The 1,156-nt window shown below is 70.5% G+C and carries 1 protein-coding gene; it reads left to right on the forward strand.

Annotated features, from left to right (window positions below):
- The first annotated feature begins 326 nt into the window (after window positions 1–326).
- On the forward strand, window positions 327–938 hold the full coding sequence (locus tag AB0G02_RS41480; RefSeq protein WP_360806440.1) for a DUF1062 domain-containing protein: 612 nt from the start codon (window positions 327–329) through the stop codon (window positions 936–938).
- The last annotated feature ends 218 nt before the right edge of the window (window positions 939–1,156 follow it).

The following is a 1,156-nucleotide window of genomic DNA, read 5'->3' on the forward strand; positions in this document are numbered from 1 at the left end:
CGCGCTCCCGCCCGGACCCGCACCACCCGATGTCGGCGCGGTCGACGTCGGGCAGCCGGTGCCCCCGCGGGAAAACCGGTTGCCCGACCTCCACGCGGTGAACATCATGTGAGCATGACTCGGTGACCAGTGGCGCACGCGCGAAGTAGGGACGGGTTCGAACGACTCCCCGTCCTCTTCGGCGTCCCGCTCGAAGCCCGCACGTCCTGACGAGTGCGGGCTTCCTCCACGCGACGTGATCTGCCACGTCGCGCTGGCCGGCACGCACCGCTTCGGGGTGTCGGCCGCACGCCACTGGATCCGAGTCCTGGAGTTCGTCGAAAACCATGAATGACTTCCGCAGCACCCGTGTGCCCGCCGACGGTGGGGGCGCCGACCGGAAAGCCCTGTGGTTCATCAGGGAGGTGGGACTGCCCGCCATCGTCCGGTCGTGCGTGTCGTGCAGGTCCACGCGCCACCACCCCACCGACAAGTTCCGGGTGAACGCGAACGGCAAGCTCCTCGACGTCTGGATGCTGATCTGCTGCGACCTGTGCGGCCGCACGTCGAAGATCCCGGTCCACGAGCGCGTCCACGTGCAGTCGCTCGACCACGAGCTGCTGGTGAGGTTCGAGAACAACGATCCGGCCCTGGTGCGGCAGCTCACGCTGGACGCGGCGCTGGCCGGCCGGTCCTCGTACCGATTGGACTGGACCGGCACGTGGGAGCTGGAGACCGACATGCCGTTCTACGACCTGGAAGGCGACGACGCCGCACCGCTCGAAGTCGTGGTCAGGTTCGAGCTCCCGGCCCCCGTCCGGGTGGAGAAGCTGCTCACCGCGGGGTTCGGCCTGAGCCGCGCCGCGGTGAGGCGGATGGTCGACTCGGGACGCATCCACCTGCCGATGGCCGTCGACGCCAAGGCCCGCGAGGACTTCACGCTCTTCGTCACGACCTGAGGTCCGGCGACTCCCCGCCGGGACCGGGGCCGGGGCCGGTGGCGGCCGCGGTCCCGGCGGGGTCGGCATCAGTCCTCGAGCGCCTGGTAGGCGGTGGTCCAGAAGTCGTGGACGAGGTGGGCCGGGTCGGGGACCGAGAGGCCGACCTGGGTGAGCAGGATCCCGGTGAGCCGGTGGTGCGGGTCGGCGTAGGTGGTGGTGCCGCTGCCGCCGTCCCA

Origin of the sequence: Actinosynnema sp. NPDC023658, assembly GCF_040639995.1 — a bacterium.
In the GTDB taxonomy this organism is placed as follows: Bacteria; Actinomycetota; Actinomycetes; order Mycobacteriales; family Pseudonocardiaceae; genus Actinosynnema.

Bases quoted from the DNA above. Each gene is read 5' to 3' on its own strand.
- AB0G02_RS41480 (WP_360806440.1), top strand. From the start codon at position 327: ATGAATGACTTCCGCAGCACCCGTGTGCCCGCCGACGGTGGGGGCGCC.